The 18427-nt window shown below is 56.0% G+C and carries 22 protein-coding genes and 2 pseudogenes; 9 read left to right on the top strand and 15 right to left on the bottom strand.

Annotated features, from left to right (window positions below; genetic code table 11):
• Positions 1-2: 2 nt before the first annotated feature.
• The 3 genes from Harman_RS19345 (at position 3) to Harman_RS19335 (ending at position 3151) form a co-directional block, all read left to right on the top strand.
• Positions 3-383: a cupin domain-containing protein gene (locus tag Harman_RS19345; protein WP_137685335.1), complete on the top strand. Its 381-nt coding sequence runs from the start codon at positions 3-5 to the stop codon at positions 381-383.
• Positions 384-1361 carry an aldo/keto reductase gene (locus Harman_RS19340; protein ID WP_137685334.1) on the top strand — a complete coding sequence of 326 codons (978 nt, stop codon included), beginning with the start codon at positions 384-386 and terminating at the stop codon, positions 1359-1361.
• Between the two features lie 113 nt (positions 1362-1474).
• Positions 1475-3151 carry a transposase gene (locus Harman_RS19335; protein ID WP_137685333.1) on the top strand — a complete coding sequence of 559 codons (1677 nt, stop codon included), beginning with the start codon at positions 1475-1477 and terminating at the stop codon, positions 3149-3151.
• A 406-nt stretch (positions 3152-3557) separates the two neighbouring features.
• Here the strand turns inward: Harman_RS19335 and Harman_RS19330 are convergent, their stop codons facing one another.
• Positions 3558-5285, bottom strand: coding sequence for a transposase (locus tag Harman_RS19330; protein ID WP_137685332.1), 1728 nt, complete (start codon positions 5283-5285; stop codon positions 3558-3560).
• Positions 5286-5550: 265 nt separating this feature from the next.
• On the opposite strand from Harman_RS19330, the gene Harman_RS19325 reads away from it, so the two are divergent.
• The gene (locus Harman_RS19325) at positions 5551-6573 is read left to right on the top strand and encodes a tyrosine-type recombinase/integrase (RefSeq protein ID WP_137685331.1); all 1023 of its coding nucleotides are present in this window, start codon (positions 5551-5553) and stop codon (positions 6571-6573) included.
• A 6-nt stretch (positions 6574-6579) separates the two neighbouring features.
• Here Harman_RS19325 and Harman_RS19320 read toward each other — a convergent pair whose 3' ends face one another.
• The 3 genes from Harman_RS19320 to Harman_RS19315 form a co-directional block, all read right to left on the bottom strand.
• The gene (locus Harman_RS19320) at positions 6580-6840 is read right to left on the bottom strand and encodes a DUF7389 domain-containing protein (protein WP_137685330.1); all 261 of its coding nucleotides are present in this window, start codon (positions 6838-6840) and stop codon (positions 6580-6582) included.
• 63 nt (positions 6841-6903) lie between these two features.
• Positions 6904-7056 (bottom strand): hypothetical protein, encoded by a 153-nt coding sequence (locus tag Harman_RS22175; RefSeq protein WP_394347836.1) that lies wholly within the window; start codon positions 7054-7056, stop codon positions 6904-6906.
• A 39-nt stretch (positions 7057-7095) separates the two neighbouring features.
• The gene (locus tag Harman_RS19315) at positions 7096-7794 is read right to left on the bottom strand and encodes an N-6 DNA methylase (RefSeq protein ID WP_394347835.1); all 699 of its coding nucleotides are present in this window, start codon (positions 7792-7794) and stop codon (positions 7096-7098) included.
• A gap of 1010 nt (positions 7795-8804) precedes the next feature.
• On the opposite strand from Harman_RS19315, the gene Harman_RS19305 reads away from it, so the two are divergent.
• A complete protein-coding gene (locus tag Harman_RS19305) occupies positions 8805-9392 on the top strand; it encodes a DUF7437 domain-containing protein (RefSeq protein WP_137685328.1) in 588 nt (195 codons plus the stop codon).
• 5 nt (positions 9393-9397) lie between these two features.
• Positions 9398-9931, top strand: a complete 534-nt coding sequence (locus Harman_RS19300; protein ID WP_137685327.1) for a hypothetical protein — start codon at positions 9398-9400, stop codon at positions 9929-9931.
• A gap of 502 nt (positions 9932-10433) precedes the next feature.
• Here the strand turns inward: Harman_RS19300 and Harman_RS19290 are convergent.
• The 10 genes and pseudogenes from Harman_RS19290 to Harman_RS19245 form a co-directional block, all read right to left on the bottom strand.
• Positions 10434-11120, bottom strand: coding sequence for a hypothetical protein (locus tag Harman_RS19290; protein ID WP_137685326.1), 687 nt, complete (start codon positions 11118-11120; stop codon positions 10434-10436).
• Between the two features lie 67 nt (positions 11121-11187).
• Positions 11188-11403 carry a hypothetical protein gene (locus Harman_RS19285; protein ID WP_137685325.1) on the bottom strand — a complete coding sequence of 72 codons (216 nt, stop codon included), beginning with the start codon at positions 11401-11403 and terminating at the stop codon, positions 11188-11190.
• Positions 11396-11599, bottom strand: a complete 204-nt coding sequence (locus tag Harman_RS19280) for a hypothetical protein (RefSeq protein WP_137685324.1) — start codon at positions 11597-11599, stop codon at positions 11396-11398. Before Harman_RS19280 ends, Harman_RS19285 begins: the two co-directional genes overlap by 8 nt.
• A 57-nt stretch (positions 11600-11656) precedes the next feature.
• Positions 11657-11892, bottom strand: a pseudogene (locus Harman_RS22090) (hypothetical protein).
• Positions 11889-12095, bottom strand: coding sequence for a hypothetical protein (locus Harman_RS19270; protein ID WP_137685323.1), 207 nt, complete (start codon positions 12093-12095; stop codon positions 11889-11891). Before Harman_RS19270 ends, Harman_RS22090 begins: the two are co-directional and overlap by 4 nt.
• A complete protein-coding gene (locus Harman_RS19265; protein WP_137685322.1) occupies positions 12086-12400 on the bottom strand; it encodes a hypothetical protein in 315 nt (104 codons plus the stop codon). Before Harman_RS19265 ends, Harman_RS19270 begins: the two co-directional genes overlap by 10 nt.
• Positions 12397-12687: a hypothetical protein gene (locus tag Harman_RS19260; protein WP_137685321.1), complete on the bottom strand. Its 291-nt coding sequence runs from the start codon at positions 12685-12687 to the stop codon at positions 12397-12399. The genes Harman_RS19265 and Harman_RS19260 overlap by 4 nt, the downstream gene beginning before the upstream one ends.
• A 753-nt stretch (positions 12688-13440) precedes the next feature.
• The gene (locus tag Harman_RS22085; protein WP_137685320.1) at positions 13441-13980 is read right to left on the bottom strand and encodes a hypothetical protein; all 540 of its coding nucleotides are present in this window, start codon (positions 13978-13980) and stop codon (positions 13441-13443) included.
• Entirely contained in the window at positions 13968-14732 is a 765-nt protein-coding gene (locus Harman_RS19250; RefSeq protein WP_137685319.1) for a hypothetical protein, read from the bottom strand. Before Harman_RS19250 ends, Harman_RS22085 begins: the two co-directional genes overlap by 13 nt.
• Before the next feature lie 36 nt (positions 14733-14768).
• Positions 14769-15449, bottom strand: a complete 681-nt coding sequence (locus tag Harman_RS19245; protein ID WP_137685318.1) for a hypothetical protein — start codon at positions 15447-15449, stop codon at positions 14769-14771.
• A gap of 76 nt (positions 15450-15525) precedes the next feature.
• On the opposite strand from Harman_RS19245, the gene Harman_RS19240 reads away from it, so the two are divergent.
• Positions 15526-16692 carry an ISH3 family transposase gene (locus Harman_RS19240; protein ID WP_137685317.1) on the top strand — a complete coding sequence of 389 codons (1167 nt, stop codon included), beginning with the start codon at positions 15526-15528 and terminating at the stop codon, positions 16690-16692.
• A 184-nt stretch (positions 16693-16876) separates the two neighbouring features.
• Here the strand turns inward: Harman_RS19240 and Harman_RS19235 are convergent.
• Positions 16877-17203 (bottom strand): annotated as a pseudogene (locus tag Harman_RS19235) (IS6 family transposase); the annotation flags it as partial.
• 105 nt (positions 17204-17308) lie between these two features.
• Here Harman_RS19235 and Harman_RS19230 point away from each other — a divergent pair.
• On the top strand, positions 17309-17689 hold the full coding sequence (locus tag Harman_RS19230) for a hypothetical protein (protein WP_137685316.1): 381 nt from the start codon (positions 17309-17311) through the stop codon (positions 17687-17689).
• An 86-nt stretch (positions 17690-17775) separates the two neighbouring features.
• Complete coding sequence (locus Harman_RS19225; protein WP_160140713.1) at positions 17776-18426, top strand: hypothetical protein; 651 nt, start codon at positions 17776-17778, stop codon at positions 18424-18426.
• Position 18427 lies beyond the last annotated feature (1 nt).

The following is an 18427-nucleotide window of genomic DNA, read 5'->3' as shown; positions in this document are numbered from 1 at the left end:
TCATGGACGTTACCAACGTTCCGTCCGCGGACAGGGAAGAATCGGACCACCCAGTGCAAGTCGGCTCGCCGCTGATTACCGATGGTGTCGAGAATGCCTTCGACGGGACGACCGTCAGCGCCGCAGAAGTGACGTTCCGTCCGGGCGAGCGCACCAAGTTTCACGCCCACGCCGGCGTGCAGATTCTGTACGTTACCGGGGGCGTCGGGATGGTCGGCAACCGCGAGGAAGAGCGTGAAGTGTCGGAAGGGGATCTGGTTGTCTTCGAACCCGGGGAGGAACACTGGCACGGGACGAGCGAGGATGCCGGCAGCGAGTTCAGCCACGTCTACTTCCTCGCCGAACCGGACGACGGTGAATTGACGATCCAGGAGGCCCCCTGAATGGAGTACACGACACTCGGCTCAACCGGGATGGAGGTCTCGAAGATCTGTCTCGGCTGCATGAGCTTCGGATCGAACGCGCAAGAGGATTGGATCCTCGGAGAAGAAGAGGGCCGTGAGATCATCGAGCGAGCGATCGACCTTGGTATCAACTTCTTCGACACCGCCAACGTCTACTCCAGCGGCACGAGCGAACAGATCTTGGGGAACGTCCTTTCGGACTACGACCGGGACGAGCAGGTCGTCGCGACCAAAGTGCGGTTCCCGGGCGCGACGGACCACCGGAACGCGGCGGGACTGTCTCGGAAGACCATCGAGCAAGAAAACCAACACTCACTTGACAGGTTGGGGATGGATACCGTCGACCTCTATCAGATCCATCGGTGGGACTACGATACGCCGATAGAGGAGACGCTACGAGCCCTTGACGACGCGGTCCGCCGCAATCAGGTCCGATACATTGGTGCCTCGTCTATGTGGGCGCACCAGTTCCAGAAAGCGCTGCAAACCAGTGACCGTCTCGGCCTTGAACGGTTCCAGACGATGCAGAACCACTACGCGCTGGCCTATCGGGAGGAAGAGCGCGAGATGTTGCCCCTCTGCGAGAAGGAGGGCATCGGTGTTCTCCCGTGGTCGCCGCTCGCCCACGGTTACCTCACGCGTCCTCACGAGGAGATGGACGCGACCACACGCGGCGAGACCCACGACCCGCTCTACGACCATCCCTACCGAGAAGGTGGTGGCATCGAGATCAACGAGCGAGTGGAAGAACTCGCCGAGGAGAACGGCGTGACGATGGCGCAGATCGCCCTGGCGTGGCACTTCCACAAGGGCGTCGTCGACGCACCGATCGTCGGGACGACGAGCGTCGAACACCTCGAACAAGCGGTCGAGGCGCTCGATATCGACCTGTCGGACTCGGATATCGAGTACCTCGAAGAACCCTACGAACCGATCGAAGTAACCACGCACGAGTAACGGCCAACACAAATTGAGATTGAACGATATCGAGACGATCAATACGTTCTACAGCAGCTTTCGAGTAGATACCCAAAACAAGCGCTCATTACCATTCGAACATCGCTGCTCAGATGGTAAGCACACCCTCCTCGCGTCGCGCTGTCTTTCGACGTATCGCACAGAACTCCTTCTACGCTTGGCCCGCCTATACGGACACGCCGCTGTACGACCACAGTTCGACAGGCGGGCTCGCCGAAGATGTGCACGTCCTCGCAAGCGTCTGGTTCGACCACGAGGCGCACGAGTCCGTCGAGGAATTCGTCTGTCACTGGCCGCTGGCCTACGTCGAGTTCGATGCTCACGACCGCTACGCTGGCCATACACGGTATGAGATAGAGCAGTTGTTCCGGGCGTTCCTGATCAAAGCCCTTCACGGCTGGGCGCACGAGACCTCTCTCGTCACGCACCTCGAGACACATCCCGACCTACGTCAGCGATTAGACTTACAGACAGTTCCCGACCAGTCGACGCTGTGGCGCAGCTGGAACAAGCGCTTCAGTGCCGACCTCCGGGAAACGGTGCAGACGGCCGCCCGGACGATCCTGATCAAAGCGTCCCAAGCAGGCCTTTCCGTTCCCCGCGAACCCGACACCAGCCATCTACTCCGTGATACCGATGATGAGGTGACAGACCTTGACGATCAGACCGTCCTCGACCGGACAGAGGACGTCGCCGAAGAGGTCAGCCGAACCGTCTACCCAGCGTTCTCGCTGGACCGTGGCGAGGGGTGTAAAATCCACGAACACGCTTACTGGGACTTACAGACCTATCTAGGCCTGCGAGAGAACTTGGCGGCTAACGAGGGCGCTCGGAGTTTCATTCACGAATCGACGCGTGATCGAACACCACTCGGGCACAGTCATCGCGACCAGATACGCGATCTCTCCATCAAGCAGATCCGCGAGATGTACCGACAGGCACTCCGACAGCTCATCAACAAGCTCGCGGAGACAGAGGAGTTCTTCCGAGCGGGTATTGTCGCCATCGACGTCACTGAGGACGATCCCTTTACCGGCGATAGGACGGGACACGAAGACGAGATTATCGGAACGAAGGAGAAGAACGACGAATACGCCTACCAGTGGGCGACAGTCCAGCTGGTCGGCAACGCTGTCCCGCTCGTCCTTGATGCCCGCCCGGTACGGAAAGGCGAGTCACGTAAGGAAATCGTTGAAGATCTACTCGACTCCGCTGAGGACCTCGTTCACGTCGATAATGTCCTGATGGATCGGGAGTTCGACAGCCAGCACATTCTAGAGATGATCAGCCAGCGTGGGCTTTCATACGTCGTGCCGAAGCGGATGCAGACGAGCGAGAAAGCCCAGGCCAAGCGGTTGCTCAAGCGGGATCAAGATCGGTACGAGACCGACCGCAAACTCCATCTCGGGAAGAACGAGTGGCACGAGACGACGCTGATCTACCGACGCAAAGAGAACTCTGAACACGATGATCACCGGCAGTACTCAGTGTTCATGTCCAACCGTGGCGGTGGACTCCTCAGCGAGTATGGGCACCGGTGGGAGATCGAGAGTGGCTATCGATCGATTAAGCGGTTCATGGCTGCGACGACATCGACGGATTTCGGGCTGCGATTCTTCTACTTCGCGTTCGCCTGTTTGTTGTACTCGATTTGGCGAGTGGTCGATTTGCTCGTCCAAGTCGAGTTGACGGGTGAGTACGAACACTCACCCATTGTGACGGCCGACAATACGCTTACGCTGCTGAAGAAGGAGACCGGAATCGGATAGAGCGGTACTCTGTCCTGGGCAATGCGGATTCCTGAGTGGCAACACTGTCGGGAATCTTGGAAATTCCTCGATCCAGTTGGCAGTACGACACGAGAAAATCTTTGAGAGGGGATTCTAAGCGTCCTCCACTCACAAATTCGCCCGAAACCACGCATTACAGCCCCGCTAAACCCGCCGTAGTCTCAACTTCCACAGGTTCGGAGGATGTCGAAAATACAAGCGAGATGTTGTTGAAGACGGGTGTTTCGTGGCGAAGATTAGTGGTTGGACGACAGGATCAATGCATGGATCGGCTGGAGTATACGGCATTGGCTCTGGGAGTCGGGCTGAGATATGACAGAGCGGGACTCGGGAGGGAGTTGCCACTCCCGAGTCCCGCGGTCTGTCCGGGTCAGTAGCACGGCGGTCAATCAGGCGGGACTAAGCAGAATCCGACTAGTTCGACGACTTCGCCGGCGCGAAGCGGCGGCTTCGCGCCAAGATTACTGGAAACCGCCTCACGAAGCAGGAGGTTCGTGAGGCGCCAGATGTTGTACATGACAACACCGAGGACGAAGTACAGGAGGCGCACGCAGTAATCGGTAGAGGCTGCGGTCGGGAGGAAGTGGTGTTTGATGGTTTTGTATTCGCTTTCGATCTGCCAGCGGTGGCTGTACTGTGCGGTGAGTCCCATCGCTTGGTCCGGAGTTACGTCGCGATTGGTCGTGAAGACGGCGTATTTCCCGTCTTCTTCGGTCGATGGGACGTACATGAAACTGAGGTCGTGCGTACGGTCGTCTACGGAGAGGGTCACCGCTCGCTCGACGGCAACGTCGGCGAGCGGGTGAGCCTCGATGTTCTCGATATGGTCGAGATCGGCGGCGTAGACCGGACGTGGGATGAGGTAGGTGATGTTGCGTCGGTCGATCACGTCGCGTACCTCCATGGCGTCGAACTCGCGGTCTGCGAAGAGTTTGTGGATTTCGACGTGCTGGCTCGCTTGTTCGAGCAACCGCCGGACGATGTCGGCTTTCGAGTGACTGTCGACCTGGGAGGCGTCGCCTTCCCAGGCCGACGCCTCCCGGACCGGTTCGATCCCGAGGACGATCGGTGTGTCCTGGCCGATGATCGTTAGCGTCGCGAATTTGTAGCTGCGACCCTCTTTGTCGCCACTAACCATCTCGGGAAACTCCTCTTTGGGGACTTTTTTTTCACTGTTGACGATGACGACGTCGTCGTCTGGTTTGACGTCGTCATCGTCTTTGTACGGCGAGGGATAGAACTCCCAGTGGGTGATGTCGACCGCCGCGATGACTGGCTCCGCGAGCCCGTCAGTCGCGTCGAGTTCCTCGAGTAAGCACTCCAAGCCAGCGTGAAAAGGCTCAAGAATCTCGTCACGGATTCGCCGCCAGTCGAGAGGTCGTTCACCGTCTGCATAGTCGGTGAGTGACGTCTGTTGGGCGGGTGCAGCGATCTGCTTCATCGTGCGGAGGTGGGTATCGCCGTGAGGTGTTTTGTCCCAGTCGCTGAGTCTGTCGAAGCGCCGACGTGGGGTCGTCGTCCCCACGTCGGCAAGGTTGAGGTAGGCCTGGCGTTCGAAAAACAGGTCGTCGGGATACTGTGCGTTGGCTGCGCGGTCGGTCTCGAAGGCACCGAGTCCGCGGTCACGAGCAGTCCGGATCGCTTGCATGATGTGCTCGTCAGTGACGCCCTCGTCACTGACTTCGTCGGGATCGAGGCGTGGCTCTCCATCGGAGACAATGTCGTGGTCAGCGGCCACCGCCCGGATCTCGCGGGCGGTGGCCTCGATCGCTTGGCGGTCAGCCAGCGAGAACCGGCGCCGCCACATGTAGTTGATCGCCTGCTGGGTCGGTGCTCGCCCGAGTTCGAATCGGATGTGCACGTAGGCGGTCCCTTTCAGCCGGCGGTGGAGTTCGCTGTCATTGAACCTGCGCGCGTGCTGGTAGAGAAACATCCGCACGACCGACTCGAACGCGAAGTCGGTCGTGCTGGTCCGTCCGTACTGGTCGGAGAATGACCCTTTCGACACGTCGAGAGCAGCAATCACCCGAGTGATGTGATCGTGAAGCGTACACAGTTCCTCAGCCTGCTCGACGAGGGCATCCACCGCGACTCCCGTTCGTGGCGTCGGCATAGCAGAATGCCGACGCCGCTCCCGACTGAGTGTGACGATACTCCGTCGTATCGCTCCGCTAGTGCTTTGTATTCTGCCATCCTCCGAACCTGTGAACTTCTGGCCCCCCAAATTTGGTATAGCACTATATGATTTATGAAAGGGAGAAACCCTGCCTGAATACGCTGAAACTACCCGAAACGGCAATATTCAGAATTCGACCAGAGGTTTGTATTATCGTAGTAAGCACCACCAGTTTTACCCGCACCCCCGCTGTACGGGAAGCATGAATCGTCTTCCGCCTGAGTACGACGCTACTCCCGGGGATGACGCCCTCGAAGCAGCCATCGAGAAACGACTCGTCGATATCGACTCCGGACGGTACCGAACCAACGTCGCCAGCGTCCTCCGAAAGTTCGCAGCTTGGTCCCGGGGCCAGCATGGGATCACGAGTCCAGAGAATATTGACGACGACCTCTGTCGACAGTACGCTCGTGACTTGGCGCGTGCCGAGGATCGAGACGATATCTCTCCAGAGACAGCACGACGGTACTTCGCCTATCTGCGCTCGTTCCTCACTTGGGCTGTCTACGAGGGTCTGATCCAAACGAACCCGGCCAAGACCAACCACGCCGAAGATCCGCTTCCAACCGACGAGACAGAGAGCGACCAACAGTACTGGACGACACGGGACCGGCAAGCCATCTGTGCGACTGCCACTGCCCGCGTTGATCAAGCCGGCGAGAGCGATAACATTGACCGGACAGCAGCGTACCGCAATCAAGCACTCGTCTTCCTTCTCGCCTACTCTGGTGCTCGCAGCGCCGAACTCGTCGCCGTCTCCGACGATGAAGACCGCAACGGCCTTCGCTGGCGTCACGTCGATCTCGACGCCGGCACGATGCAGGTGTTCGGTAAGAATCGTACTCGTGAGTCTGCGCCGATCCTCGACGATGCTATCCGTCCACTCCGACGCTGGAAGCAACTTCGAGAGCCTTCTGACGACGAGGCTGTGTTCCCCAGACTTGACAACGCAGCGAAGGCACTGGACCCGACACCGTCGATCACAACCCAGTCAGCACGAAATATCCTCGCTGACCTCTGTGAGTGGTCCGACTATGGGTTCGAAGAACCATTGAAACCTCACGGCGCTCGCCGTGGCCTCGGGCGAGAAATCTATCGCGAGAACCCACAGCTGGCACAGGACGTACTCCGTCACAAGTCCATCGAGACGACCCACGAAGGCTATGCACAGGAGGCTGCGAAGCGGACACGCGACGAAGCGAACGATATCATTGGAAGTGAGTGAGATGACCTACTCTTCTTCGTCTTCCCCTGGCTGGATATCCCGAAGCCGACCACTGATCTCCGTATCGTACTCCGACATGAGCTTGTAGAACTCCTCGATCGTCTCCGCAGCAGTCTCACCCTTCGACTTGATCGTGACTCTGTCTTGATCGCGAGTGCCAGTGCCTCGATCCAACCGTGCTTCCATACTGCACCCAAAGTCCGTTCGTTCGATCTTTTCGACCGAATCTGGAGCCGCTTCTGGCTCTGATTCTTGTTCTGTTGACATGGGTCTTCTCAGGACGCTCTCACTGGAACGCCCCGCACCCGACTGGGGCACACAAAACAGCCGTCAATCGCCGCTCTCGAACGCACCCAGACTGGCCTGTTCACTCTGAACAGACATCGCGACCGGCGGTGTCCGGTCACCCGAATCCGTCTCTGTCTGCTGTGCTGGACTGGACCGGTTCTCCTCCTCGGCCGTGTTCTCGAAGGCGTCGGTCATCCACCCGTGAAGATCCTCGACCGAGACAGCCGCTCGTCTCTAACAAACGCTGTGTGCGTCGGTCATCCACCCGTGAAGATCCTCGACCCCCTCGTCGTCTAGCTCGCGAACGCTTCCACCCATCGGAGAGTAGGAGGTTTCCCACGCCCGTTGGAACTCGACAGTCAGCGAGTCACCTTGCACGATGTAGGCATCCAGATTCAGGAAACAGCAGTTCAGCGCGGTCATGCGGGCACACAGTGGGTCCTTGTCTTGCCCGACAAACAGCGCGTCTGGCTGTTTCCGACCGGCAGTCAAGAGCATCCGACCGCTTCCACAGGCAGGGTCACAAACCGACTGCCGGTCCTCGGTATCGTTCTTGTCGACGAGCCCGGTGATCTCAACCATTGTCTCACAAACCCTGTGTGGCGTGAAATGCTGGCCGAAGGTATCGCTAGACATCCCATACTCTTCATACACTGCACCCAGAACGTCAGCATCGGTGGCCGCCATCCGCTCTTGGAGCTGGCCGAACGCTTTCGAGAAGAGGTCGACCGACCGCTGCCCGTCGGGGTGATCCATATCGCCGCGCTCGCGATAGTCGTCGACGATCTCCAGGTACGGATCGTCCCGGCGCTGGAGTGCGAACAACATGAGGTTGACCCAATCTCGGAAGACCGAGTGGGCGCTGTGCCCGCGCTGGCGGATCTGTACAAGCGTTTCAATAATCTCGTCGACGTCGATCTGTGGCGAAGCCATACTCTCTCAGCCCAGAGAGAGTCACAAATCCGGCCACCCGACAGTCGAGAATCTGGTCACTCTGACCATAGCGTCCTCTGGTCAGTACGGGGGATACAGCGACCAGCTAACTGTTTACGAAATGTCGATATTCGCAGCGTCAAAAAACGGCATCAAATAGCCTGCCGATCAGGAAGACAACGACGAATGCACCGAACAAAACCAACACCGCTAGAAGGAAATCGATAGGACTTCCCGAGCCCTCAAGACCAATTTGTAAGGCGGGATACATCGTGTTAGGAGGAATGGTTTAGAAGAGTAAATAGGCAGTGGGCGACATGCTAAATTCGCACGCAGATCGATCGGGTGTTTCAATCGCTTTCAGCGATAACGAAACTCTATTTCACCCCTACTCCACGTCGTACAGGACGTCAACAGAGCGACGGTAGTAGTCTTGATCGGAGTCCTGAACGGCGTCGGTCTTTTCAGATGACTTTGCGACGATACTAGCGAATTCCGTCGGAGGTTTCAAGCGACCATCTGTTTCGCGGGCTTGCCACTCTTGAACCATCCCTCGGTCACCGTCAGCGGTGACGTAAAGGACACGAATCCCCGGTTGCTCACGGAGTGGTCCCTTGACGAGTTTGCCAGTCCGAATATTGATCACCCACTCCAACAACAGACCAGCCCGCCATTGGATTGCGTACAGTTCGATTTCACCATCTTCGGGTGCCTCTGTTCGCCCGTTGTCAGCCCATGATTGGGGGAATGCTCGATTCTCCGTTCTATCGTTCCAGCGCCATTTTCGCTTCGTTGATCCACGATTTCCGTGTTGGTATTTACTACCCATGATTGGATTCTCTCACCCGATTGAGAATCACAAAATAAGCCGTATACTACTCCTAAGATGATTCATTCCCCTGTGTTGGATTAATAGTGAGTAAGTCTACTCACTATGAAAACGACTGAGTCCTCCCACGTAATCTCACTCCACCGATAGAGTTTTTAGGATTCCGCAGAAATTAAAATGTATGGCAGAATCTGCTGTGACACATTCACATCCACTTGATACAATGCTGGCCGTTTCCGACGTGATTCGGAACGACCGGCTGGCACAGCTCTATTCCCGAGTCCTCGAATTCGACTCTCCAACTGTCGAGGAACTGGCCGAGGGCATTGAAAGTTCGACGACAACCGTCTACGAGGATGTCAAACATCTCGTTGAGATTGGCCTCTTGGAGCGTATTACAGAGACGCAGCCGCATCGCTATCAAGCGAGTCGCGTCGATATGACTATTCAGGCCGGTGATGATACCGTCCAGATCACCCCGACGCTTCTGGTCGCCCTCGCCGAACGCCCATCGAACGAGAATATCAGCCTCTACATCGACCGCCATGGTGTCAGCGGACTCGCAACAGCAATTGAGTACGCTCGTGCGTACACACAGTCGAAAATGAATGCTCGAATTATGGCCCGTGAACAGGAACTCCCCGTTCTCGAAGCAGAAACTATCCTCCAAGAGCTTCAAGAGGTCATTATAGAGACTGAGCCCGATGTCTCAACAAATCTCGATATCGAGGAGCTTGACGCCGCCGTAGATGACCAAATGGACCACTAAGATCCGTGTCAACGCAACTATTTCCGTCGGTCGAGAGCCATCTCATCGACGCAAATCTCTTCATCCGATTCGAGCGCCACGATACGATCGGTCTGCTTGAGCGGGCTGTCACAGAGCATAATGTCATCCTTCTCTTGCCCGCAAGGGTCTACGAGGAACTCACCCCCGAATCATATCCCTACGGTACACCGCCAGTAGAGGATGCAATTGACGCTGGCTGGGTACAGCTTCTTGGGGAGGTTGATTATTCCAACCCGGTCGTTTCAGAGACGATGGATATGGTTCGTCAGTATATCTCTGCCGCCACCGACCGTCCCGAGCACACGATAGAGCAAGCAGATGCGGAAGTTGGTGGCGCGGCAGCAACACTCCTCGAACAAGGGCAGACAGAATCGATCGCCATTTACACAAATGACTTACCGGCGTTCCGCGGGATTGAGCGAGCCCTCTCAAAGCACGGCTACGAAGACTCGGTTCAGCTCATCAAGGCATTCGACTTCGTCACGTCTGTCGAAGATCGGTACCAGTTCTCGGAGTGATCTCTTTTCCTCTGTACTGAGCAAGCCTGACGTGGTCCAGATCTTAGAAATTATCGAGAGCAATACCTGCGAGCAGTCGGCTATCAACGCATCCAAGCAGTCTTGGTCGAGGCACTGACACAACCGCTTCCGAATCACTGCCCGAGAACACGGCTCGAGATCAACACCTAATCGCGGATCGTCTCAAATCTGGATATACGCGGTATCGACATCCAAAGGCATGTACTCGGCTCGACACCAGATCGTCTCCACGTTTTCTGGACCCAGATTGGTCACATATCGAGTAGCCACCGGTTCATGACGGAGTCCGACGAGAACGCGTTCAACGAATGATGCTACCTTCGTCTGGAGCTGTAGCGTTGGAGTCGACTCAAAGACACTCTCTGAGTGGTGCTGTCCTACTGTCTCAGGAGTACTGTTGACTGACATACGATTCTCTTAGGGTACTCTATAGACTGTACCTCATTCTGCTACGGCATCCAGAACAGCCTGTTCCGTCTGATTAGGCGTCTGGCAGTTTTCCATCTGGCCGGGGGACCCGTTTAGCCTTGATTTCGATATCGACCCGGCGAAGATGCTTACATCGCTCAGCGACATCGGGACAACTGCACGTCTCCTCAAGCACATCGACCTCGTAGCGACTGTCCGATGCTGAGTGGATCTCGTAGCGACCCGGTTTTGCCAGAAACGAGACATCGATATCTTCCCGTTTCGCTCGCTTCGTTCGTGGCTCGTCCTCGGAATGGACAGCTAGGGGGTCCTCGGTCGGGTCTGTGACGCCGCCGGCGTCGAACCGAACTTGCGTGACTCCGCCGTCAGCGACTGCTTGCCGGGGTTCGCCGTCGACATGCATCCCGAACTGGTCGTCCAGAGCCTCGTCGTCTACCCACTGAGGAATGGGCCGCTCGCCGGTCGCAAAGGCGACTCGCTTCTGATGTTTACATTCTTTCGTGGGATTGTACTGCTTCCATTTGCACTCACAACTTCCTGTTCTGGTGTCGACGAGGTACTCTGAGCCGGACCCGGAGTTGACCAGGAAGAGGTCGTCGGCGTTTCGTGCCCGCCCAATCGAGTCCAAGACGGTCATCACTTCGGTCAGCGCCGAAACCGTGCGGCTGTTCGGTGCAGCTTCCTCGATATCGCTGGTGTCGATGCTGCCAGTGTCGCTACTGGATTCCGTTGTAGCCATGAGTAACAGGCGGAACGCCCTCTGTGGGACGCCCCTCACCCCAATGGGGCGCACAAAACGTGCGCACTCAGCGTCTTGCAGTCACCAGTTCCTCGTGTGCGTGGGGATTGACCACCGGGATAACGCCCTTGATTTCGTCTTTTCCGTACTCCTCACGAAGCAGATCGTGGATGTCGTTTGCGAGAGCAGCGGCTTCGTCTCGTTTGGGAGAACTTGCCTCGTGTTCGGGGAAGTCAGCTGGCCCGATGCCCCTGATTACAATGAAGAACGCGTCGTCACTCATCTTCGACTTCCTCGACGAGAAGCATCGTTTCGGGCAGTGCGTGACACGACACTGAAAGGAACTCAGAGGTCTCCAGTGTCTCTGCAACAAGGTCAACCAGGTCCTCTGAGGCATCGGTAAAGTGAACGATGGCATCGGGATCAGGGTAGTTAGCATACTGCTGTGCAGCCGTCTCGTCTGTTGTGTTCTCAGTCATGGTTGGTAGGCATAGCGCCCGCAGTGGGACGCCCCTCACCCCCAAGGAGCACAGAAATTACACGATAATTCGCTCCTCGGCATCCGATTCGTCGCGACGGATCTCGCGTGCCCGCTCTCGAAGTTGAGACTGGACTGCGTCCGGTTCGCGTGCTGATTCTCGTGGGCGAGATACTGTTGGATCGTTTCAATCGAGTGCATACAGTTGATGCCGGCGACAATTGGTTGGAGATGATCGGCGTCCAACAGCCGCTCTGGCGGGAGTTTATCGAGAATCGGGTCAAGGTCGCTCATGCGTCCTCTCCCCGGAAGTCATCGAGTGTTGTTTTGCGCGTGTACCGACAGTCGGGGTAGTGAGCCAGCAGCGTTTCGTCGACGGCTTCCCAGAACCCGATCTTGTGTGGCGCAACCGACTGCCAGAACCGGGCCCGTGCCAGTGCGGCCGGAACGCGAGGGCATTCCTCGCGATGCCAGCTGTCGCGTTCGATCATCGCCATGTCGATGCTCCCTCCGGTCGATCTGCCATGTAGGTGTGGGCGAGTTCCAGCCCAGCATCGAGTGTGCTTCGGGTCCCGACCAGTTTGGTTGCGCGTTCGAGCGTCCAGCCATCGTCGCCTCCTTTCAACAGGACTGTCGCTCCGGTGTCGGGGATGTGCCAGCCGATTGTATCGTTCCCAGCGGCGAGAAATTCCCACTCGCCGGCGACGGCCTCCTGTGCTGCGGCCTCCGTGTCGATCAGTGCATCCGACCGCCGACCACCAGCACCGAAATCGCCCAATGTCGCTGTTCCCGCTGGCGTCATGCGAGAACCTCCTGTCGGTCCCAGCCAGCGAGTTCGGCGTCAATGGTGTTGATGACGGTCGTGACTCGTTCCTCCAGAGTGTCTGCTTGCTCGCTGTCGACGTCCAGCAGTGAGCGAAGTTCGAGCACGTCTGGTAGGGCGATGCTGTCCGATTGCCGGGCTACAGCACGGAGGACCGCGGCCTCAACGTCGGTACTGTCAGACTGCGCTCGAAGAGTCGTCGCGATGGACTCGACGAACTTCGGAGCGGTTGGCTGAGACAGGTCTTCTGGACCACGACAAGACATATTTCGAGACATCCTCTCACCCACCAGAGGAACACAAAATTAGGCGTGAGGCGGCCGTGTATTCGGTTTATTTACCTACTGAGTTGCTGGAATACATGGTCGATAAGACTGCGCAAGGGTCAGTGACTGCGGGTGAAACATAGATTGCCGTTTTACTTATCATCATGCAATTATGCCAAGATTCGGAATAGCTCCGTATGAACCGCCGCCAGTATCTTACTGCCATCTCAGTGGCAACCACAGGGGCATTAACAGGATGTCTAAGCAGTGGGAACTCTAGTGAACCAACTTGCTCTGACGAATCCAGCTGGTCACCCCGTGTCCAAGCAGAAATTGTGACTCTGTCACCCGGCAATTCTACCGAAATTGACGTTCATATCAGTAGCCTCACTAGGTTTCAGTTATTTGGACACCTAGTGCATGATTCAGACGTTGTTGATTTGAGCTTTGATGAGGATATGGTTTCTCCGACACCCGACCAAGCATTAGATTCTTCACCACCTGTCTGGCGATGGGAAGATTGCACCACTGTTGATATTACTCTACCAGTTTCTGTCGCTTCGGATGCATCACCCGGCGAATACGAATGGGGATTCAGTATCTCAGAAGAGATTGGTGAACCACACTCGAACGACTTCTACTATACAATCATCATAAACAGCGATTAGATCTGACGCAACTCGCAATAGATACTTCACCTGTATTGCTCACACAACGGGGAAGTAAACTCATCTGTCACAAATCCACTGCCAGCTAGCCGACCCAGCCACCGATCTCAACTTGTTCACTGTCAGTTGGATCGTCGTCCGCTGTCTTCGCAACTGAGTCAAACGGTGGTTCAACGAGACGGGGCAGTTCGTCGTTGTACGTCCGATCTGGAGACTTGACACACTCGACCGGCACAATGGGACTACAGTCAACACAAGAGCGTGTTGCTCCGTCGAAGCCGTTGATCGTCACCGACCAGGTGACGATACTTGCGATCCGGTACGTGTCGGCTGCTGGACGACGAGTGCTGGCAGACTGGCAGCCAACAGCCCCACAGACGTCGCAGGTTAGGAGATAGTCTCGATCTGCCTCGTGGAAGAGCGAAGCCGCCTGCTCGACGTTGGAACGCCTCTGGAGCGCACACTGCTCGCAGATCGTAAACCGGAACAGACCATCCGCTCGGTCGACCTCGTCGGGCCACCGGACGTAGCTGCGTGCCTCGCCGAAAATATAAGCTGTCCTGTCCCCGCAGAACCGACACCGGTCAGCCGTTGCTTCGGGCTGGATGTCGGTCACCGGGACCACCGTGCAAGTGTTGACTGTTCGCGAGCAGTCTCGACAGGACAGAGAAACCGCCACTTGTACCGTTCTCTGATCGGCTTGTCCTCCCGGTTACTTGCCTGCCCCGGCTCGCGATAGCCGGTACAGGTCCAGCCCTTGTCTTTCAGTGCTCGAACCATCGCTCCATCATAATCCGAGCGAACCCACGTCAACAAGAAGCGAGTGTCGCGGTCGTCGCCCGCTAAGAATCGCTTCTGTGAGCGAGCCAACGCCGCTGAAGCGAGGTTTGGCATCCGGACACCGAGGCAAATCCGTGCGGCCTCGACGATAGTGTCGCCGGCGACGACTTCACTGTCGACAACTGGCGTGTCCGTCGACGGGAGAACCCGCCGGGCAGTACTTCGAATCTCTGCTGGAAGATCATCGATCTCGACTGGTCCGGGACAGAGTTCACCTTCGACGCCGTACCGGATTCGCTTCTTCGAGATCAGTGGGTAGCGATACGTGATCGCGCCGACCAGCGAATCCTGAAAATATAGCCCGTGGTGGGCGAGATTGACAAACGGGAGCGAGCCCATGTAGGAGTGATGAGCCTCGTACACGGCGGCTGCGGTTTCTCTGTCGATTGGCTCAACGGCGACGTGGTCAGCGAATCGAACTCCAAGCGGCGCGGTGAACGGGTCACTGTCAGCGTGAATCGGACAGGAACACTGGTTGCCGTCTGTTGGCGGGCGATGCTGGAACGACTGCGGTTGTGTCGAGGCTGTGTGGGTCATCCTCTCACCCGTCGGAGGAACAGAAAATCACCCAAGTCAGTCGAGGCTTGGCAGCCGCTCAGCGATGATGATGCCGCCACTCGGCCCCTCCAGATACAGTGCTGTATGCCCGCGGAAATACAGCGTGTAGCGGTCTGGAACGTACTGATGTCCGGTCGAGAGCGTTGCGATGGCCTTCGATAAGAGCCGTTCCGAGAACAGCGGGTCGCCACGATGGTTCGACAGGTGGCCAGATTGCAGTGGTTCCCAGTCCTCGAACTCGTGGTTAGCCGGCGGCGTCAGCGCTGTCCGGGCTGTCGCGGTCAGGTAATCAGCTCCCTCAACAACTTTGCCGGCTGTGTTCGCTACATCCGGAATGTAGTCGACACATTCGTCGAATCCAGTCACCGCTTCGTTTTTCCAACTCAATTCTTCTGGATGTCCGGCGACCGGCACAGGCGGGCCTCGGAAGGCCTCGTCGCGAATATGTTCTTCTGCCTCTTCCTCGCAATCGAATGTCTCCCCACAGGTACACTCGAACGATTCATCGTTTCGGTAGTAGCCGTCGGTATCCTGTGAACGGATGATTTCCCCGTTGTCGTCCGTGTGGATGGTATCGACATATCCCCAAGAGTACGACACCTCGATCTCATGTTCTTGATCTGGCTTGCTGAAGTCGAACCCGCCTTGGTGGTCTGGCTGTCCATCCTGTGTCTGAGTCGGATCAGTTGTTGTCATCCTCTCACCCGCCGGAGGACCAGAAAACTCAGTACCTCACAAAGCCGGTTAGTTAGAACGTCTGCTTGCTGAGGATGTGCACTCCAACAAGCAAGCAGACAATGAAATCTACGAGGACCAGCTTCTTTACTTCCTCGTCAACACCCTTGACGAGGAAGTTGCTCTCTGTCTTGGAGCTAATGCTGAATTCGATGCTAAGGATATCTACGAGGTCCTCGTCGGCGCTTGCGCCGACGGGACCTCGATATCCGAACTCTGTGGGACCAGTGAAGACTCTCCCCACGAAAACACGGTTCTGTACCACCTCCGCGAGAAGTTCGACCTAGCGTCGGTTGAACAAGTTGGGAACGCACTCCTGCAAAAGGACGTTCTAGAGGTTCTTCCCGAGCAGGTGGAGGTCGTCGCAGACCTCCACCTGCGGCCCTACTACGGTGACGAGACCGAAACAGATGGCCTCTATCACTCAGAAGCGAAGCGTGGAACGCGGTGGTTCCACGCTTACGCGACACTCTACGCGCGTGTGAGGAATAAACGATACACGCTGGCGGTGCGCCGTCTCGTCGACGGCGACACCGCCAGCAGTGTGCTCGCTGAGTTTCTTGGCCTCCTCGACGGCCTTGACCTGAGCGTCAAGGCCGTCTATCTTGATCGGGAATTCTACGATAGCAAGTGTCTCACGCTCCTTCACGCTCACTACTACGCGTACGTCATGCCGATCGTCCGGTGGGGAAAGACGATCAAGCAGGAACTCTCGGAAGGATGGAGTCAGGTCATTCAACACGATCTGACAGGGAAACTCGACAGTCACAGCTGGACCGTCGAGTTTCCCGTCTACATCGACTGTACCTACCAAAACGGACGGTACGACGAACACGGGGTGGCGCGTCACGGCTACGCCGCTGACGCGCCGTTTATCCAGACACCACGAGATGCGCGATACCACTACGCGAAACGCTTCGGTATCGAGGCCAGCTACCGGCTCTCCGAACAAAGCATTGCGACGACTACAACGCAGAATCCAGTTGTACGGCTGCTGTACGTCGTGGTAAGCCTACTCTTGCAGAATGTCTGGCGGTACCTCCATTGGGAGTATGTGGCGACGCCCCGCCGTGGCGGGCGTCGCCTCTGGCCGTGGTCGTTCGAAGAGTTCATCAACATGCTGTGTCGGGCAGCGTGGACGGCCCTCGCGGTGCGTCGGGCCGTCCCCGCCAATCGGCCACCAGACGACCGGTTCCACCGGTAACTCCCACCGGGCTAGCCAGCGGTGTGAGTGGTGACGCTGTCGCGTCGGCGGCTGATCGCCGCCGACAGCGACCGTTCTCCGTCGGTTCGCCCAATGATACTCTCGTCGAGACCATCAGTGCAACCGCTCCGACACAGAACTCAGGCTTCAGAAACAGCTAGCCGAGGATGCTTTGTGAGGTACTGAGCTTTGATTCAGTATCGACAGCGGCGTACAACCACTTCTTTTCGCCGTCAACCTCGATTTGTTTCTCGTCGACTGCGACCCGCGACGGCTCCGCCGTCGGCGGGTCGCTCTGAGCCTCAGACAATGTATGGACCCAGTTCCAGACCGCCCCGTGAGAGCGATCGACACCCAGCAGGTCTAAGATAGCGACCGTCTCCCTGATCGACAACCCCGCAGTATGGAGACGCACCCCGAATCGCCGGACGGGTGTCAGGGTACGCTCATTCTCCCAAACGTCTTGACTGTCCGTTTCCAACGTTTCGCTGAGCAGGTCCGCGAGTGTCATGAACACCTCCCGCTACGGCCTGCTCACTTCTCAATCCCTCAACTAGACAGTGCCGCCGCGAGGAAATATATCAAAGTATATAACTATTCAGTATCCAGTCAGGATATGGAGCTGAGAAGTAAACTTGGTATGGTCATTATATTGTTCTCTTACGGTGGGATGGCAGCCTTAGTTCCCCCTTTTTGGGCACCCTGGACTAGTCCATTAAACTTTTTCAGTTTAATTTTAGTAAGTATTGGATTTATGATTACGGCGATAATTGGAGGTATAATTTCATTTTCCGGATATCCGATGAATAAGCATTCGGGGTTATCTAGCTACATTTACGCATTATTATTTGTTATATCTCCTATGACACCTATTTATTTATATTTAGTTTATAGTTCCACAGATCCACTTGCCCCAATGTTTATGTTTGTGTTATTGATCGGGATTATATTATCATTATTAACAAACTTTGTTTTGAATAACGATATAAATAATTGAGTTTTTATAATTTGACTATCATGCAATGGTATTATTTTACTATAATAAGACATGTCATCTGAAGGAACGGTGACTTAGATATAGTCATGACCGAGAGAAATAGCAGTCAAGACCGGATAACTCGACGAACAGCTTTGAAAGCTTCAGCCGGTTCCCTAGCATTTACCGGTGTCAGTACGGTCGCTGCCCAAAGAACCCAAGAACAAACAACACTGGAGCAGAGCGAGGAGTGGGAACATCTGGGCACAGCGTTATTCGCGGAAGTAGGATTCGTCGTATCATCGGAAAGTATTGATTATTCATGTCACATTGACCAACTTTCACCATATTACGTGGACACTGGAGAACGGACAGTTCAGTTCTACTTAACCTCGGAAGAAACAAAAAATACCATCACACAAAACGATGGAATAGTAAATGCTGAATCAATTGATTCACTCCCCCTGATTGTAAATAACGGGAAAAAAAGACGGCTTATTCCAATGAGCATGAACAATAATCTCGACACATTCGAGACAGCACTATTGGATGAAAAGATCAAATTCCCCGCAGTTCGAGTGCGCCAAAGTTCGTCTGATTCGATTCAGTTAGCACACAAAAACGAGAAATCTACTGTTGGACCTGGAGAAACAAAATCCATTGAGATAGACTTGGTAAAAGAGGATATGAGTGTGAAATATAAATCGACCAACTATGGAAAAGTCGACCATTATGTAAAAACAGTGAGGGGGGAATAAC

The organism is Haloarcula mannanilytica, from assembly GCF_005406125.1.
Classification (GTDB): Archaea; Halobacteriota; Halobacteria; order Halobacteriales; family Haloarculaceae; genus Haloarcula; species Haloarcula mannanilytica.
Note: the sequence above shows the minus strand (reverse complement) of the source record. Positions and strands in the feature narration are given on the sequence as shown.

Bases quoted from the DNA above. Each gene is read 5' to 3' on its own strand.
- Harman_RS19345 (WP_137685335.1), top strand. From the start codon at position 3: ATGGACGTTACCAACGTTCCGTCCGCGGACAGGGAAGAATCGGACCAC.
- Harman_RS19340 (WP_137685334.1), top strand. From the start codon at position 384: ATGGAGTACACGACACTCGGCTCAACCGGGATGGAGGTCTCGAAGATC.
- Harman_RS19335 (WP_137685333.1), top strand. From the start codon at position 1,475: ATGGTAAGCACACCCTCCTCGCGTCGCGCTGTCTTTCGACGTATCGCA.
- Harman_RS19330 (WP_137685332.1), bottom strand. From the start codon at position 5,285: ATGCCGACGCCACGAACGGGAGTCGCGGTGGATGCCCTCGTCGAGCAG.
- Harman_RS19325 (WP_137685331.1), top strand. From the start codon at position 5,551: ATGAATCGTCTTCCGCCTGAGTACGACGCTACTCCCGGGGATGACGCC.
- Harman_RS19320 (WP_137685330.1), bottom strand. From the start codon at position 6,840: ATGTCAACAGAACAAGAATCAGAGCCAGAAGCGGCTCCAGATTCGGTC.
- Harman_RS22175 (WP_394347836.1), bottom strand. From the start codon at position 7,056: ATGACCGACGCCTTCGAGAACACGGCCGAGGAGGAGAACCGGTCCAGT.
- Harman_RS19315 (WP_394347835.1), bottom strand. From the start codon at position 7,794: ATGGCTTCGCCACAGATCGACGTCGACGAGATTATTGAAACGCTTGTA.
- Harman_RS19305 (WP_137685328.1), top strand. From the start codon at position 8,805: ATGGCAGAATCTGCTGTGACACATTCACATCCACTTGATACAATGCTG.
- Harman_RS19290 (WP_137685326.1), bottom strand. From the start codon at position 11,120: ATGGCTACAACGGAATCCAGTAGCGACACTGGCAGCATCGACACCAGC.
- Harman_RS19285 (WP_137685325.1), bottom strand. From the start codon at position 11,403: ATGAGTGACGACGCGTTCTTCATTGTAATCAGGGGCATCGGGCCAGCT.
- Harman_RS19280 (WP_137685324.1), bottom strand. From the start codon at position 11,599: ATGACTGAGAACACAACAGACGAGACGGCTGCACAGCAGTATGCTAAC.
- Harman_RS19270 (WP_137685323.1), bottom strand. From the start codon at position 12,095: ATGGCGATGATCGAACGCGACAGCTGGCATCGCGAGGAATGCCCTCGC.
- Harman_RS19265 (WP_137685322.1), bottom strand. From the start codon at position 12,400: ATGACGCCAGCGGGAACAGCGACATTGGGCGATTTCGGTGCTGGTGGT.
- Harman_RS19260 (WP_137685321.1), bottom strand. From the start codon at position 12,687: ATGTCTTGTCGTGGTCCAGAAGACCTGTCTCAGCCAACCGCTCCGAAG.
- Harman_RS19250 (WP_137685319.1), bottom strand. From the start codon at position 14,732: ATGACCCACACAGCCTCGACACAACCGCAGTCGTTCCAGCATCGCCCG.
- Harman_RS19245 (WP_137685318.1), bottom strand. From the start codon at position 15,449: ATGACAACAACTGATCCGACTCAGACACAGGATGGACAGCCAGACCAC.
- Harman_RS19230 (WP_137685316.1), top strand. From the start codon at position 17,309: ATGGAGCTGAGAAGTAAACTTGGTATGGTCATTATATTGTTCTCTTAC.
- Harman_RS19225 (WP_160140713.1), top strand. From the start codon at position 17,776: ATGACCGAGAGAAATAGCAGTCAAGACCGGATAACTCGACGAACAGCT.